Annotated in this window: 14 protein-coding genes; 1 reads left to right on the top strand and 13 read right to left on the bottom strand. The window is 40.4% G+C overall.

Annotated elements, in window-relative coordinates:
• Positions 1 to 341 precede the first annotated feature (341 nt).
• The 13 genes from J7K93_02240 to J7K93_02180 all read right to left on the bottom strand — a co-directional run bounded on the left by J7K93_02240 (position 342) and on the right by J7K93_02180 (position 14,704).
• On the bottom strand, positions 342 to 782 hold the full coding sequence (locus J7K93_02240) for a V-type ATP synthase subunit K (GenBank protein ID MCD6115810.1): 441 nt from the start codon (positions 780 to 782) through the stop codon (positions 342 to 344).
• A 36-nt stretch (positions 783 to 818) separates the two neighbouring features.
• Positions 819 to 2,588 (bottom strand): hypothetical protein, encoded by a 1,770-nt coding sequence (locus tag J7K93_02235; GenBank protein MCD6115809.1) that lies wholly within the window; start codon positions 2,586 to 2,588, stop codon positions 819 to 821.
• Positions 2,585 to 3,199 carry a V-type ATP synthase subunit D gene (locus J7K93_02230; protein MCD6115808.1) on the bottom strand — a complete coding sequence of 205 codons (615 nt, stop codon included), beginning with the start codon at positions 3,197 to 3,199 and terminating at the stop codon, positions 2,585 to 2,587. The genes J7K93_02235 and J7K93_02230 overlap by 4 nt, the downstream gene beginning before the upstream one ends.
• 22 nt (positions 3,200 to 3,221) lie before the next feature.
• Positions 3,222 to 4,574: a V-type ATP synthase subunit B gene (locus tag J7K93_02225; GenBank protein MCD6115807.1), complete on the bottom strand. Its 1,353-nt coding sequence runs from the start codon at positions 4,572 to 4,574 to the stop codon at positions 3,222 to 3,224.
• Positions 4,558 to 6,297 (bottom strand): V-type ATP synthase subunit A, encoded by a 1,740-nt coding sequence (locus tag J7K93_02220; protein ID MCD6115806.1) that lies wholly within the window; start codon positions 6,295 to 6,297, stop codon positions 4,558 to 4,560. Before J7K93_02220 ends, J7K93_02225 begins: the two co-directional genes overlap by 17 nt.
• Complete coding sequence (locus tag J7K93_02215) at positions 6,294 to 6,791, bottom strand: DUF2764 family protein (protein ID MCD6115805.1); 498 nt, start codon at positions 6,789 to 6,791, stop codon at positions 6,294 to 6,296. Before J7K93_02215 ends, J7K93_02220 begins: the two co-directional genes overlap by 4 nt.
• Positions 6,784 to 7,386, bottom strand: a complete 603-nt coding sequence (locus J7K93_02210) for a DivIVA domain-containing protein (GenBank protein ID MCD6115804.1) — start codon at positions 7,384 to 7,386, stop codon at positions 6,784 to 6,786. The genes J7K93_02215 and J7K93_02210 overlap by 8 nt, the downstream gene beginning before the upstream one ends.
• A 331-nt stretch (positions 7,387 to 7,717) precedes the next feature.
• Entirely contained in the window at positions 7,718 to 8,104 is a 387-nt protein-coding gene (locus J7K93_02205) for a polymer-forming cytoskeletal protein (protein MCD6115803.1), read from the bottom strand.
• 20 nt (positions 8,105 to 8,124) lie between these two features.
• Positions 8,125 to 9,024: a M23 family metallopeptidase gene (locus tag J7K93_02200; GenBank protein ID MCD6115802.1), complete on the bottom strand. Its 900-nt coding sequence runs from the start codon at positions 9,022 to 9,024 to the stop codon at positions 8,125 to 8,127.
• A 14-nt stretch (positions 9,025 to 9,038) separates the two neighbouring features.
• Positions 9,039 to 9,902: a ParB/RepB/Spo0J family partition protein gene (locus tag J7K93_02195; protein ID MCD6115801.1), complete on the bottom strand. Its 864-nt coding sequence runs from the start codon at positions 9,900 to 9,902 to the stop codon at positions 9,039 to 9,041.
• Positions 9,892 to 10,656, bottom strand: coding sequence for a ParA family protein (locus J7K93_02190; GenBank protein MCD6115800.1), 765 nt, complete (start codon positions 10,654 to 10,656; stop codon positions 9,892 to 9,894). The genes J7K93_02195 and J7K93_02190 overlap by 11 nt, the downstream gene beginning before the upstream one ends.
• Before the next feature lie 437 nt (positions 10,657 to 11,093).
• Complete coding sequence (gene purQ, locus J7K93_02185) at positions 11,094 to 11,825, bottom strand: phosphoribosylformylglycinamidine synthase I (GenBank protein MCD6115799.1); 732 nt, start codon at positions 11,823 to 11,825, stop codon at positions 11,094 to 11,096.
• Positions 11,822 to 14,704, bottom strand: coding sequence for a hypothetical protein (locus J7K93_02180; GenBank protein MCD6115798.1), 2,883 nt, complete (start codon positions 14,702 to 14,704; stop codon positions 11,822 to 11,824). The genes purQ and J7K93_02180 overlap by 4 nt, the downstream gene beginning before the upstream one ends.
• A gap of 280 nt (positions 14,705 to 14,984) precedes the next feature.
• Between J7K93_02180 and J7K93_02175 the strand changes: the two genes are divergently transcribed.
• On the top strand, positions 14,985 to 15,381 hold a 397-nt coding region (locus J7K93_02175; protein ID MCD6115797.1), incomplete at its 3' end, for a sodium:glutamate symporter.

Raw genomic sequence — 15,381 nt, 5'->3', positions numbered from 1 at the left:
TTTACCACTAATTATATAATAATAACAAATTTCCTTCAAAATACCCAATTTTCTATAAGGAGTATGAACAACTGCAAAAATAATACCGTACTTACTATTCATTAACAAATTATCCAGGCATACAAGATATTCTGCCTGTTGAATATAGCATAAAATAGAATGTAATTAATGAAAACTTATTTTGCAAGGATTATATCACTTCTATTTTAATCAACATAGCATAAAACATTGCAATTAACAATAACATTGACATTTTTTACATATACGTACAAATAATGAAACACCAGATCAGGGGATATTTACCCCGATCTGGATTTCATTATTGATTTTATAAAACAATGTTACTTGGGCAATGATGTCATTGCAAAAACCATTACAAACAGAGCAACTGTTTCAATTACTCCTACAACCATTATATAATTACCAAAGCCCTTGCCTGTTTCTGCCAAAGCGTCCGAAGCCTTTGCACCTGCCTTGCCCTGCATGTAAGCAGACAGTCCCATTGCAAATCCTGCCAAAGCTCCGATCAATATCTGCCAGTGATACGTACCATCAGCCCATTTCGCGCTCTGAATAGCATTTCTTAAAATCATGCCGTAAATTGTCTGGGAAAGAGGTGCGCCAACAAAAGCAACAAGAATGAAAGGAGCTGCCTTGTTTTGCAAAAACGCCTTTTTCCATGCTCCAATTGCCGCCATTCCTGCAACACCTGTTCCCAATGCTGATCCTATTGCACTAAAGATCAACGAAAAATTCATGTCACCTAATCCGCTCATCGACATTTCCTTTCATGTTTATTTCTTCAATCAGGTAAAAACTTATTCCTTAAATGGTGTATAAGGCCTTCCTGACCACTCTATGCCTATATGTCCGGAAAACTCCAGCATATTAAGCCGCACACCATGTACAAGAACAGCCATCATACCAAGAACTATATTTAAGCCATGGCCAAAAATCAGAATTACAGCAGTAATTGCACTGCTGAAAACTGAACTTACTCCCACTCCTGCTGCCATGTTATTAAAACTTGTTGCAACAATAACTGTAGCAAAGCCTACTGCAAAAAGTCTGATATAAGAGACTATATCGGAAAAAGAGCTTATTATATCAAGGGGAAGATTACCAAGGGAAATTAGAAACCCTTTAATAATATTTTTTTGAAAATTGGCAAAAAATGCAACTACAAATGAACCAACTCCTATCATAGGAAGAACAAAACCTTTTATCGGAGTACCGAGGATAAGATTATTGGCGACAAAAAATATACCCCACAGAATTGCAATCCAGCCGAACTCTGCTATTGCAGTAGGAGAATTAATTCTCTTCATTGCTGCCATGAATCTTGCAACACTTAAATGCACAGCTCCGATAATGAAAGTAAGTTTCATTACAAAACTTTGCGATAAATCAGAAAAGCTGTAAAGCTGCGGTACAATAAATATTTTAAGAAACGGCAGATGTGATATCTTTTCCGATCCGAACCAGGTTCCTGACAAAAGCCCCCATATAATTGTAGCTGTGCTTAAAACATACATCAAATAAAATGGCTGGGGAGGAGAATCCTTTAATTTATGCCTGAAAAGAACTGTTGCACCAAGAAAGACAAAACCATACCCCGCATCACCTATGAGAATTGCATAAAACAGGCTAAAAAAACAGAGAAATACTAAACTTACATCAATTTCTTTATAACCCGGTAAAGTACCCATAAAATCAAAAAGAGGCTGTACAATACTCATCCATCGGGGATTTCTTAAAAGTGTCGGCACATCTTCCGGGACGTCAGGATCTTCTATGATATAAGCCCAACCCTCTTTATCGGCATTCTCTTTCAGATTACCAACTACATCAAAAGGACAAAAACCCTGAAGAAAAGCAAACTCATTCTCATCTCCCATGGAAGATTTAACCTGAATGAATTCAATCTTTTTCTCAAGGACTTTATCATAATCAGCAATCTCCGATTTAAAGGACGCAAAGGATTGAAGCTTTTTTGTCAGAGATTTCAGTTCTTCCTTTTGTCTGCGGATCTCCTTTTCCAGAACATCCGGTTCTACTTCAGGAATAGCCATCTCTTTAAAATCAAGTTTATCATCAGGAGAGCTGCTGAAAAGGGCACAAAAAACCATACTTCCATGCTCTTTTGCGATGTGTATCTCTTTTTCAGCAGGTATGTTTTTTAATCCGGCCTTATCAGTCTGATAAAAAGTTACAAATACTCCTCTTTCCCTCAATGTTTCAACTGTACCGCGGGAAATCCTGCCAAAATATTCAAACCATCCGGCAGTTTGTTCAAGCTCCTGTAATCTGGAATTCGCTTTGCTTATTTCAGCATCGGTTTGAACTACTTCATTTATCAGGCCCGGGATATCTTTTTGCTTTTTGCTTTTTCCCGATTCAAAATTATCAAGGATAGCGATTGATTTGATTAAATTTGACTTAAGCACTGCAAGCTCATTCAAATCTTCAGATGTATCACTCTTCACTCTCTTGATATCGAGAATTCCAAGTTTTCGAAGTTTATAGAGAGCATTATCTCTATTTTGAGAACTGACAAGAAGGGTGACTTTTTTCATTTTTACTATCATACAAAGCTCTCTAATATCTTTTTCTTTGCAATCTTTGTTTTTGCTATCTTTCCGCGTACTACTTCCGCTGTCTGCAGATCTGCAAGAAATATTCTTATTATTCTTATATTTTCCCTCGCATCAGGAATTTTAACCTCTTCGAACAGCTTAATGCGCTGTATGGTACTTCTCAGTTCATTCTGAATAATCTTAAGCTGTTCTCCGATTACTTTAATTTTTGCATGAATTGCAATCTGCTTTTTAATTGCATCCAGGCCTGCGTCAACCCATAGAGGAGTTGTAAAATAATCATAAGGGATATCCTCAAAACTAATATCCTTAAAAACAGGAATATCTATACCTGCAATATTTCCGGTACCTGTGATAATATCTTTAACCTTTATTAGAGATTCGATATCAATATCCTCTGCAAAAACACCTGCCCACGAGCTTACTTTTTTCTCATTTTCTTCATACTCTGCACGAAGGGTTTCAATCTCTTTCCGTGATTTAAGTACTTCCTGAAGCAGCTGTTTCTTTTTAAGCTCCAGCGTAGGAAGAAAGCGTGTAAATCTCTTCAGGTTATCCTTCTGTTTTTTCAGTTCGTTTTTTGTTAACCGGATCTTTGCCATATTTTTATCCTGTACTCTCCGACTATTGCGACTTACTGGATTCTTCTGCTGTTTCTTCAGGAGCAGTATCAGATTCTCCGTTATTCCCTGGCCAGAATTTCTTTAACAAATCTGTTCTCATGCTGCTCTCCTGAGGAGTAAAACATTTTGCCAAAATTTCCCAACCTCTGTCAAGAGCCTGTTCAAGAGGTATATTTACAGCAAGGTCCATCATATCCTGTTCAAACATATTCCCGTATTTAAGAAGTTTCTGATCCCAATCACTCATCCTGAATCCCATTGAACGCTTCTCTTCTGTTTCAAGATATTGCGCATAGAGCTGGATCATTCCATCCATAATCGCTCTGTGATCTTCCCTTGTATCTTTGTTGACCTGCTGTTTAAGACGGCTTAACGAGCCGAAAGGTTCAATTCTTCCGTTTCTCAGATAGAACTGTCCCTCTGTGATATATCCGGTATTATCAGGCACGGGATGTGTTACATCATCACCAGGCATAGTTGTTACTGCGAGTATTGTGATTGAGCCTGCACCTTCAAAATCAACTGCTTTTTCGTACCGTGCAGCAAGATTACTGTAAAGATCTCCGGGATAGCCTCTGTTTGAAGGCACCATTTCCATTGTTATGGAAATCTCTTTTAAAGCATCACAGTAATTTGTCATATCTGTCAAAAGAACAAGAACATCTTTGCCCCCAAGTGCAAATTTCTCTGCAACAGCAAGTGCAAGATCAGGTACCATAAGCCCCTCAACAACAGGTTCGGATGCCGTGTTCATAAAGAATATTGACTTACTCAATGCCCCGCCTTCTTCAAGAGCATTTCTGAAAAACATATACTGGTCAAATTTAAGCCCTATGCCGCCAAGAATTATCATGTCAACTTCAGCCTGAAGCGCAATTCTTGCAAGCAGTTCATTGTAAGGCTCCCCTGAGACAGAAAAAATAGGAAGTTTTTGAGATGCGACCAATGAGTTAAAAACATCGATCATTGGGATGTTGGTCCTTATCATTCTCTGAGGAATTATTCTTTTTGCCGGATTTACTGACGGCCCTGCGATTTCAATAAGATGCTCTGTAAGTTCAGGGCCTCCGTCTCTCGGCTCGCCGCTTCCGTTAAAAATCCTGCCAAGCATGTTCTCGGAAAAAGAGACCTGCATAGGATTTCCTAAAAACCTTACTTCGTCATTAGTAGATACGCCCCTGCTTCCGGCAAACACCTGCAGAGAGACCAGATATCCCTCAATCTTGATCACCTGTGCAAGGGATTTTCCCCACTGAGTTGACACCTCTGCCAGCTCTTCGTAGGCAACCCCCTCTGCACGGACTGTAATGACATTTCCTGCAATGCTAAGTATTTTATTATGTACTTTTCTCATTGGTGATTCCTTCCAACAACTCTGTAATGGCTTCTTCCTGTTTCCGGAAATCCTCATTGCTCATTTCAATATAGTTCAGGTCAATAAACTTTTGTCTGAGCTCAGCAAAGAAATTTCGAGCATCTTCCTTGCTTTCAAAATGGAAATCCGTAGTCAATATATCATCAATCTTCTTTGCAAAATATTCCTGGCGTTTTGGCGACGCCGAAGCATCAACTTTATCAAATGCATCCTGCTGAAGATATACCGCATCAAGGAATTCCGATTTTAGATATACTACGAAATCTTCGATTGAAGTACCTTCCTCGCCTACAACCATCATCATCTGGTGTATTTCGGATCCTTTTTTAAGCAGGTTTCGCCCTCTTTCCACAATTTCGTCAGAAATAAAACTCTTATATTTTGACCAGCTTTCAAGAGGATGAATTGCAGGGAATCTTCTTGCATTTGATCTCTCTCTTGACAAACCGTGAAACGCTCCTACAACTTTAAGAGTTGACTGAGTTACAGGCTCATCAAAATTACCTCCTGCAGGGCTCACCGTACCGCCGATAGTAAGGCTTCCTTTTTCACCTGAATAGAGCTCAACAAGGCCTGAACGTTCGTAAAATTCAGCTATACGTGATTCCAGATATGCAGGAAAGGCTTCTTCTCCTGGAATTTCTTCAAGACGTCCGGAAACCTCACGCATTGCCTGTGCCCACCTTGATGTGGAATCTGCAAGAAGCAGAACATCCAGCCCCATTTCCCTGTAATATTCGCCTATTGTTGTTGCTGTATAAACAGATGCTTCCCGCGCTGCCACAGGCATTGAAGATGTATTCGCAATAATGATAGTTCTTTCCATAAGAGACCTGCCTGTTTTCGGGTCTGTTATCTTTGGAAATTCCCGCATTGTTTCAACAATTTCGCCTGCTCTTTCGCCGCATGCCGCAATAATAACAATATCAACATCTGCATGCCTGCTTGTAATCTGCTGGAGAACAGTTTTACCTGCACCAAAAGGGCCAGGTATACAATATGTTCCGCCTTTTGCAACAGGGAAATAAGTGTCTATAATTCTTGTCATGGTTGTCAGAGTCTCTTCAGGGAGGAGTTTCTGTTTATACGCTGTAATCGGCATCTTGACAGGCCATGTAAACTGCAGCTTAAGATCTATCTTTTCTCCCCGTTCATCCTGGATTGTTGCAATAGTGTCTTCAATTGTATAATTGCCCTTACCAGCAATTGATACAATTTTGTATCTGTTTTTAAGATAAAAAGGCACCATAATCTTGTGAGTAAACTGAGTCTCAGGAACAGTTCCTATAACAACACCGCCGTAAACCGTATCTCCTTTTTTTACAGAAGGAGTAAATTCCCACTTATTATCATTCCCCAAAGCATCCAGTATAACGCCCCTCTTAAGAAAAAATCCGTATTCCTCGGCAAGTTCAGGAAGCGGGTTCTGCAGGCCGTCATATATCTGGCCAAGAAGCCCGGGGCCAAGCTGAACCGAGAGCATCTGTCCGGTAAATTCAACAGAATCTCCTACTTTCAGCCCTTTTGTCTGTTCAAATACCTGCAAAAAAGCCTTACTCTGCTGGATACGGATTACTTCGGACTTTAATCTTTCATCACCATGGATTACATATGCAACTTCGTTCTGGGTTATGCTCCCGTCAACTTCAACAGTCAGCATATTCCCGTTTATTCCGACTATCTTTCCAAGTATTTTGCTCATACTGATACCTTACATAATTTTTGAAATTGTTCCATTCCTTTTTCCGGCTCAAACATGGCCAGGCGGTTCTGTATCTGCAGCTTCATGTAATAGAGGAGTAAAAAATCAAGGTCAAAATTATGGCCCTCCTCCAAATCCGTAATGAACTGCCACCTCAGCTTTAAAAGATTCTCTTCTTTTTCAAGAGGATTTCCTTCCCTTACAACAGAAACATTAAACAGCGACGGCTTATATTCCCGGCTCTTTTTCTGTGCTTCTCTCCACTGTGCAAGATCGGTTCTGAACTCTTTTTCAAAATATTTAAATTTTCTTACAACAAGCGGATCATTTTTTTCTGTCTCATAGTTCGAGATATTTACAGTAACCAGTTTTGTCATATCTTTTGCCGGAAGCCACTTTTCCGCCTCTTCGACAAAAAGCCCCATATCCATATAGGATGATTTCCCAAAAACAAGAGCAGGCAGCTGAGAGACAAAGTAGTAATACTTATCCATTCTTCCCTTCCAGTATTTCCTGAATTTTAGGGCTGAGGAATTTCTTTAATATCTCGCCCACGCTTTCATCTGAAAAATCATAGTACAGGTCATCACCTTTAACACTGATTCTGAAACCCGCTTCAAGATCCCGGTCAGGAATAAGCGTAATACCATTTTTGAGTTTTTCCCCTGTACCGGCAAAAAGCACATCTTCAAGTTTTTTAATGTCATTTTTATTCAGGCCGATTTCAAGGTCCTTGCCTTCACTCCACTTTTCAACGAGCTTTAAAATCATATCCTTTAAAAACTTCTCATCCATTACACCGGATACAGCCTCTTTGAAAACAGAATCAAACAGATCGGAAAGATTATTCTTTAAAAGCAGTACACTGTCTCTAACAGCTTGTTCTACAACTCTCTCGCTGTTTTCCTGGAAGGATTTTGCTTTTTTATCCGCATCTGCAACAATAGTGTCGGCCTTTTTCCGAGCTTCTTTGATTATGGCATCTGCCTTTTTCTTTGAATCTGACAGGATCTGTTCAGAAGCGCGCTGTGCCTCCTCAACGCCCTCCTGTCTTAATTTTTCAATAAGGTTCTCTAATTTAACTTCCATCTATAATATCCTTTCGTTATACAAATTTCTGCATAAATGTTAAAATATATTTTGATGGGATATCCACAGCCGGAAATTTAAGGCCATGAAGCACCATTTATTTTCCTGTCCTCTTGTCAATTATTCATCCATGAACATCGCCCGAATAAAAACCTACAAATCGTGCTAAACGCAAATAGTATACCAAATATTGCTCAGGTACATAAATCGCAACCTTTTTGCCAAAAACAGCCTTAGAAATACAATTCCAGCTATAATCCGGGGGGATTAAGCCGATAATAAAATAAAATATAAAATGAGTTATTTTTTACAAATAATAAGGAATTTTTCCCTACTGAACTACTTCTTCAGCAGAGCTTCCTGTTTTATTATCCGACATACTGCACTTACCGTCAAATACTGCACCCTCATCAACAACAAGATGGGAAGATTTGACATCGCCATTTATTGTTGCTGTTGACTGTAAAAACACTTTTTCTTTTGCTCCTACATTTCCTGTAACCTGGCCTGCAAGAAGTACATTTTTTGCAGTAATATTACCTTTAACACTTCCTTCTTTTCCTACAATTATAGTATCAGTTGTTGTTATATTTCCCTGAACTTTTCCGTCAACTCTAATACTGTTCTGAACATGCATATCACCGTGTATTGATGTGCCTTTCCCGACTATAGTATTAAGTTCTCCCCCTTTGCCAAACTCAGAATTTGTTTTTGCCATTTGTTATTTTCCTTAATAATTTAATTCATCCCGACATTCCGCCTCTGCAGAGCATAAATATATTTTTCCGGATCCAGTGGTTTTCCGTCTTTCCAAATTTCAAAATGAAGATGCGGTGCGGAACTGATTCCGGAACTGCCGAGCAGTGCAATCATATCCCCTTTTTTCACTCTTGTCCCCTGTCCTACTATTAAACGCATAGCATGCGCATAATAGGAAAAAAGCCCGTTTCCATGAGAAATTATAACAACATTCCCGAAATCAGGCGTCCAGTCTGCTATCAGAACAATCCCCGAACCTGCAGCACGTATAACAGAGCCTTTCTTTGCAGCAATATCAATCCCGAGATGGCTTCTTGCGGAAAACCAGCCGCCTTTTTGAAAATGCGTTGTTAAAAACCCTTCAACAGGTAATAAAGTCGGAAGATAACCGGGATTGTAGTATCCGCTCTCTCTGTGTGTCAGAAAATACAGATTGTTCTGCATTGTTCCCACATGATCATCAATAACCACATCTTTGTAACTGCTTTGCGCAGGCTTTGTATTTTCAGGTTTTACATAATTGCTTATTTCGCTGAGATCAGGAGGTTCGGCAGTTGAAAGATTCAGCGTTGTACCGAAAGCTTTCCTTATCTTCTTATCAGTACGCCTTATTTCTTCAAAATCATGCGCAATTTGTTCAATTTTTTTATTTTGAAGAATTAATTCTTTATTCTCGTATTTTACTTTTGCCAAATTTCTACCAAGACGGAAGACTCTATAATAAGCTAATCCTCCTGCAACTGCATGTATTGCAAGCAGTATCAAAATTGCAAGGAAAACACGCCCTTTAAAATAAGTAAGGGAAATACTTTTAGGGTCCTTCTCCTGGTCAGGAACAAATATCAGGGAAAAATATCTTCTCCTCTTTCTTATCTTCATAATTATTCTTCTTTCTACTCGCCTTCAATTGCCTCAATAATCCTGTCAAGATCATCGTTAGTATAATAATCTATCTCTATTCGCCCGCCTTTGTTCCCCGCTTTTATTCTAACCTGAGTTCCAAGACAGCTCCTCAGCCTCTCTTCAATATCATCAATATAAGGATCTCTTCTTTTATGAGCAGAAGGTTCGTGAGCGTCTTTTTTTTCGGAAAAACTCTGTACTTCCTGCTCAACTTTTCGGACACTCCAGTTTTGTGCAAGCACCTTTTTCCATAATTTTAATTGATCCCGTTCTTTTTTCAATCCCATTAGAGCTCTTGCATGGCCCATAGAAATTTCTTTTACTTTTAAGCTCGCCTGTATATCTTTTGGAAGTTTTAAAAGCCTGATAAAATTTGCTACTGTCGCCCTGTCCTTGCCGACTTTTTCTGCGACTTCTTCCTGTGTTGAGCCATACTGCTCCTGCAGCTGCTTATACGCTTTTGCTACCTCAATGGGGTTTAAATCTTCTCTTTGTATATTTTCAATAAGAGCAAGTTCCAGAAGCTTCTCTTCGGAACTTACTTCCATGACATAAGCCGGAACTCTCTTAAATCCAAGATCTAAAACTGCTCTGTACCGTCTTTCACCGGCAATAAGCTCATATCCTTTTTCAGCACGCCTGACTGTTATCGGCTGTATAACACCATTCTCTTTTATGGATCTCTTTAATTCTTCCAAAGCCTTTTTATCAAATTCCGTTCTCGGCTGATATGGATTAACTGTAATGAGAGATAATGCTAAATCCGTAATACTGTCTGCTGATTGCTGTTCTTCCCCTTCTGCATTTTGTGGAATCAGAGCTCCAAGGCCCCTGCCGAGTCGTTTACTTTTCATGGCTCAGTATCTCCTCAGCCAGTTTCATATAACTTTCCGTACCTGCACAAACAGCATCATACAAAATTACGGGTTTGCCGAAACTCGGGGACTCACTTAACCTTACATTACGCCGTATTACAGTTTTAAACACCTTATCCTCAAAATAGTTCCTCACATCTTCAGCAACCTGATTTGCAAGATTAAGCCTCGGGTCATACATTGTAAGAAGTACACCTTCAATTTCAAGTTTCGGATTTAAATTTTTCTGTACAAGCCTTATTGTTTTCAAAAGCTGGCTTAATCCTTCAAGAGCAAAATACTCACACTGAATGGGAATAAGAACTGCATCCGCTGCTGTAAAGCTGTTTATAGTAAGAAGCCCTAGCGAGGGAGGGCAGTCTATAAAAACATAATCGTATTTATCTCTTATATTCTTCAATGCTCTTTTTAATACATGCTCCCTGCCTATTTCAGTCACAAGTTCTATTTCAGCACCCACAAGACGTATACTTGAAGGTATAATGTCAAGAAAGGATATCTCGGTATGTACAACAGCCTCTTCACAGCTCTCATCCTGAATTAATATCTCATAAATGCTCTTCTCAACAGCAGAGTGGTCAATTCCCATCCCACTTGTTGTATTTGCCTGAGGATCTATATCAACAAGCAGTGTTTTCCTTTCGGACACAGCAATTGAGGCAGCAAGATTGATAGCTGTTGTTGTTTTTCCTACCCCGCCTTTTTGATTTGCTATAGCAATGACTTTTGCCAATCCATATCCCCTTTTTTAGAATGAATTTAAATATACTACTTTAGCTTACGAAATGCAAGTATCAAAAAACCGGAATAGGGCAGGAAATTATAATAAACATTCAATATTTTCCAAGAAAAATCAAGGTTTCATGAGAAATCAAAGGAGCAATAATTAAAAATTTCATAAAATCGCAGGAATAAAGTAAAACTTTCCTTTGAGGGGAACTCCATTTATCCGAAACCCGGACTTTTAGCGAACGTACGAACATTTGCAGGAGCACGCTGTGCGCGTCCTCCGGAAGCAAGTGTTTTTCGGGGGGAATATAGGTATAAAGGATATAGAGAAAGAAAGACACAAAAGCAATAACTATCCCTGATTTTAATTCGTGTTAATTCGCGTAATTCGTGGACTTCTTTTATACACCCTCCCAAACCCTCAAGGGAAGGCATTATTATTCAGCGTACAGCTTCAATACCTGTTTTGAAAATCTTTAACCCGTCTTCAGAACCAAGCCACGGATATATTGCTCTCTCAGGATGAGGCATAAGCCCGAATATGCGCCCCGTAGGATCACATATTCCTGCTCGTCCCCCCTGAGAACCATTCGGATTATCCGGATACGACAAAGTGCCGTTAAAAGAACCATATCTCAGCACTGTCATGGAATCATCAAAATCAGGAGGAACAATCAGCCTGCCTTCTCCGTGAGCCACTGGAATCCTGAGCCTCTCTCCTTCAAGCCCTTTTGTCCAGATACAATTCGATTCCTGTACATAGACATCAACCCACCTGCTTTCAAATACAGCGGAAGTATTCATGTCAAGGAGAGAATCGGGAGAACCTGTCTCTTTTGATCCGGGAACCAGGCCTGTATTGACAAGAACCTGAAACCCGTTGCATATGCCTATTACGGGAATCTTCTTCTCGTTTACTTCCATAAGCTGATCCTCAAGCCTGCTGTTTAAATCAATGGCAAAAATCCGGCCTGCTGCAATATGATCCCCAAAAGAAAAACCTCCCGGGATTGCAAGAATATCACAATCTGTCAGTTTGCTTCGGCCCTCCAGAAGATCATAAGTCAGGTTGCATGGGGAAGGTGATGCCCCTGCCAGTCGGAATGCATCAATAAGCTCATTGTGACAATTAATCCCAGGTGCATATAAAACATTAACTTTCGGTTTTCTCATCGGATGATCTCCCGGAATGGTTTCTCCCATTCTTTTATCATTGTTTCAAGGCTTATTGAGACAGACATTGACGCTGTATCAACAGAAATTACAGGCTCTTCTTTAATCTCGCCTATTACTGCCCCTCCAAGATCCCTTGCTGCTGATTCCGCCTTCTCCGCTGGAATTTCCAGAAGAACAGCTCCGATCATTTCCGCAAAAAGAGCCGCTTCAGGGATGTCAGGATTAAGAAGTTCATTAATGGATTCAAGAGATATATCAGCTCCCAAACCGCTTCCGAGAGACATCTCGAATACTCTTCTTATAACCCCTCCCTGCCCAATTGCAGAGCCGGAAAGTATGTCCCCCCGTTCTCTGTAAATTTTGAGTTTATTCCAGAATTCGATCAGGTATGAAATATCCGGATCAGGCAGAGGCCCTCCATGCTTTCCTGAATTGTCAAGATAGAGAGAACCTCCAAGAACATGTGTAAGCGCCCCTGCAAGAATGAGTTTACTTTTTGATGATGCCCACGGCTTTTTTACCAGTTTACCTACATCTTTCATTCTGCCGAGAGCGAGCACAGCAAGAGTCGGAGGAATGTCCATTCTTCTTCCCTGATCATCAATAAATGTCCCTGAAGAGCTGTCTTTCCCGCTAATAAAAGGCATACCAAGTTCTATTGATACATCACAGCACATATCAACCATTGAGTACAGGGCTCTTGCAATATAGTCATTAACACGCGGGGTATAAAAGTTGTCGCACAGTACTATCTCCTGCGGAGAAACTCCGGATAGAATAAGCCGTGTGACAGGCTCAAGTATCATGAGTTTTGCAGCCTTTGCAGGATCAATTTCTCCGTATCCGGGTATGAAACCAAGCGCTGACACTGCACCGAATGGTTTGCCTCTTACAGGGGATGAAACCCAGACATCATTGGGCATGCGCCCGTTAACACCTCCGTACGGACCAATAACAGTTGTACCCTGCACTGTTGAATCAAACTGGGTACCTGCAGCAGACTGATCACAGATATCCGGATGTGAAATAAGCTTCAATATTGCTGTTTCCAAATCATCCGATGTTTTTATCGGCTCAGGAACTGCTTTTTCCTTTTCCGGGATTTCCGGTGCTGCAGAAATAGAGGGAAGAGGGCAGCCCTGTCTGAGAACTGAAAAATCAAGTTCTACGACCAGCTCTCCGTTGATGCCGGAAACATCTTTCATAGTTTCCAGATTATTGTCAAGCTCGGGGTCATACATAATCTGACAGCGCATTGTATCTGTAAATTTCCCGATAATTGTAGATGTAACTTCATATTTGTCAAGTATATTAAAAGCCGTATCCACCTTGTTCGGAGCCACACACAAGAGCATTCGTTCCTGACTTTCGGAAATCCAGATCTCCCATGGATGCATTCCTTCTGTCTTTAATGGCACCCACGCAAGATTAACCCACACACCTGTTTCTGCTCCCATCTCTCCTACTGCAGATGAAAGGCCTCCTGCTCCCAGATCTGTAATTGCACGCAGGCAGTCAGAATCCCTTAAAACAGGGATTGCTTCCATAAATTTACGCTCTTCAATCGGGTGGCCGATCTGAACATGTGCAGCATCAACAACAGCAGTATCACTCTTCATTGAGCCTGAGCTTACAGTTGCTCCGTGCAGTCCGTCACGTCCTGTTAAACCGCCTATGAGGATGGCAATATCACCTGCTTTCGGATGGCCTTTTAGCGCTCTTGCAGCAGGCAGTATACCTATGGAATGTCCAAGTGCAAGGCATTTACCGGTATACCCTTTATGGAATTTATAAACAGGGAACATCATGGGAATTCCCATTGGATTATTGTAATCCGCAGTGCCTCTGATTGATTCCAAAAGGATTGTTTTCGGATGCAGTACGCCTTTGGGGACATCCTCCCATTTCATAAACGGATCTCCAAGCCCCATTACTGTTGTGCCGCCAATTGGCTTTGCACCCTGCCCGCAGCCCAGTGTATCACGGATTACTCCTCCGTGTTTTGTCATAATTCCGCCGTAAGGGCTGACAGCAGTCGGCGAATTATGGGTTTCACCTTTGATTGTAAGTGCCCATCCGTCGTAAAACTCAAAAGCTCCCGCATTATCCTCAAATACGGAAAGCACAAGAGGATGATTTATTTTATTTGTAGCAGCAAACAGCTTTTCTAAAAGTCCGAGGGATTTCCATGTTGTGTGAAAACAGTGGTCAGACCAGGTTTGTGCAAACATTTCAAGTTCTGCATCTGTGAGCGGCCTCTTTATCCGGTCTTCCATACTCCTTAAAGTTTTCATTTGATCAAGGGATAAAAGCAACCGTCTCTCTTCACTCATCTTTTCAAGTTCTCTGTCGCTTAACCCGTTGAGAGAGATGGATTCAACAGGGCCCGGTTCTCCCCTGGGTTTCAGTGTCTCCCATTTATCACCAGGAGAGATGATTACCTGTACTTGAGGATTGTACAGGAACCTGTCAGCAATCTGCCTTGCAGTATCTTCCGATACACCTATAAACTGATACCTGTGAAAAATTCTGACCCATTCCAGGCTGTCAACTCCAAGGGCTTCTGCTCCGTGTATTACTGAAGGCAGCTCAGGATCTGTTACAGCTCTCTGAAAGCCTATTTCTATCACAGTCCCCTCTTTGCGGGAAAGCAGTGATTTAAAAGATATCCTTTCCGCTGCAGGGTTATGGAAAAGGGGGAAAAGTTTTTCAGCCTGGCTTTGAGATATACCTTCCAGCCTGTAAACAGTCTCTATCTGAATATTTTTCAGGCCTTGATAAGATTCGTGCTTTAATTTATGCAAAAGGGAAAGTGCCTTTGGATTTTCACTGGTTCGTTTTACGTAGAGTGTGGTTATCACTATTTTCTCCTTCATTTTCAACTGTTTAATTTTACGTTATAGAGTTCACAATATCAAGAAGAAAATTATTTTGATTGTAACATTATCCGATTTTTATCAGTACTATACAGAATTGATGAGCTTTACGAACTTTATAACTTTACAAACTTTATAACTTTACAAACTTTATAACTTACCCCTCACATGCATTTCAACATAAACCCATAAACAACTTGGTTTATTCATCTTTTTTTATTAAAATTTAAAATTATGATTGCAAATAATTTTCCCCTTAAAAATTCTGGGAGGCAGCAGCATGGCAATAGTTACATCCTTTTCTTTTCTATGTTTATTACTTGTTTTAGGAAAAATAATAAGAGTAAAAGTAAAACTGTTTCAGAAATTGTATCTGCCTGCTTCAATAATCGGGGGGATTTTAGGGCTTATTATTGTTCAAATTTTCGGTTCATCAATTCCCTCTGACTGGACTGCCGGATGGATTAAACTCCCGGGATTTTTAATAAACATTGTATTTGCCGCTCTCTTTCTCGGAGTTGCTATTCCTTCTCTTTCCACAATCTGGGAGAAAGCCGGCCCGCAGCTTGCTTACGGTCAGATAGTCGCATGGGGCCAGTGGGTGATAGGAATTGGATTTGTCCTGCTTTTCTTGAAACCTATGTTTCATATCCCTGATCTTTTCGGAGGAGTCCTTC

It is taken from the genome of bacterium (assembly GCA_021158245.1).
Taxonomy (GTDB): Bacteria; Zhuqueibacterota; QNDG01; order QNDG01; family QNDG01; genus QNDG01.
The sequence above is the reverse complement of the archived record's forward strand: the minus strand, read 5'-3'. Positions and strand labels throughout refer to the sequence as shown.

Coding starts and splice junctions, on each gene's coding strand:
- J7K93_02240 (MCD6115810.1), bottom strand. CDS start 782: ATGTCGATGAGCGGATTAGGTGACATGAATTTTTCGTTGATCTTTAGT.
- J7K93_02235 (MCD6115809.1), bottom strand. CDS start 2,588: ATGATAGTAAAAATGAAAAAAGTCACCCTTCTTGTCAGTTCTCAAAAT.
- J7K93_02230 (MCD6115808.1), bottom strand. CDS start 3,199: ATGGCAAAGATCCGGTTAACAAAAAACGAACTGAAAAAACAGAAGGAT.
- J7K93_02225 (MCD6115807.1), bottom strand. CDS start 4,574: ATGAGAAAAGTACATAATAAAATACTTAGCATTGCAGGAAATGTCATT.
- J7K93_02220 (MCD6115806.1), bottom strand. CDS start 6,297: ATGAGCAAAATACTTGGAAAGATAGTCGGAATAAACGGGAATATGCTG.
- J7K93_02215 (MCD6115805.1), bottom strand. CDS start 6,791: ATGGATAAGTATTACTACTTTGTCTCTCAGCTGCCTGCTCTTGTTTTT.
- J7K93_02210 (MCD6115804.1), bottom strand. CDS start 7,386: ATGGAAGTTAAATTAGAGAACCTTATTGAAAAATTAAGACAGGAGGGC.
- J7K93_02205 (MCD6115803.1), bottom strand. CDS start 8,104: ATGGCAAAAACAAATTCTGAGTTTGGCAAAGGGGGAGAACTTAATACT.
- J7K93_02200 (MCD6115802.1), bottom strand. CDS start 9,024: ATGAAGATAAGAAAGAGGAGAAGATATTTTTCCCTGATATTTGTTCCT.
- J7K93_02195 (MCD6115801.1), bottom strand. CDS start 9,902: ATGAAAAGTAAACGACTCGGCAGGGGCCTTGGAGCTCTGATTCCACAA.
- purQ (MCD6115799.1), bottom strand. CDS start 11,825: ATGAGAAAACCGAAAGTTAATGTTTTATATGCACCTGGGATTAATTGT.
- J7K93_02180 (MCD6115798.1), bottom strand. CDS start 14,704: ATGAAGGAGAAAATAGTGATAACCACACTCTACGTAAAACGAACCAGT.